1 pseudogene is annotated in these 260 nt (G+C 70.0%); it reads left to right on the top strand.

The window, feature by feature from the left end:
- Positions 1-260, top strand: a pseudogene (locus tag C1X29_RS30070) (lipoyl synthase); the annotation flags it as partial.

The raw sequence follows: 260 nt of genomic DNA, 5'->3' as shown, positions 1-260 counted from the left end.
AGCTCGGCCTGCACCACGTCGTCATCACCTCGGTCGACCGCGACGACCTGAAGGACGGCGGCGCCGAGCATTTCGCCCGCACCATCGCGGCGATCCGGCGGGCGAGCCCCGGCACGACGATCGAGATCCTGACCCCCGACTTCCTGCGCAAGGACGGGGCGCTCGAGGTCGTGGTCGCCGCCAAGCCCGACGTGTTCAACCACAATCTGGAGACCGTGCCGGCCAAGTACCTCACGGTGCGGCCGGGCGCGCGCTACTTC

This window comes from Pseudomonas sp. GW456-12-10-14-LB2 (assembly GCF_002884345.1).
GTDB classification, from domain to species: Bacteria; Pseudomonadota; Gammaproteobacteria; order Pseudomonadales; family Pseudomonadaceae; genus Aquipseudomonas; species Aquipseudomonas paraglycinae.
This window is presented reverse-complemented; position numbering and strand designations above follow the sequence as displayed.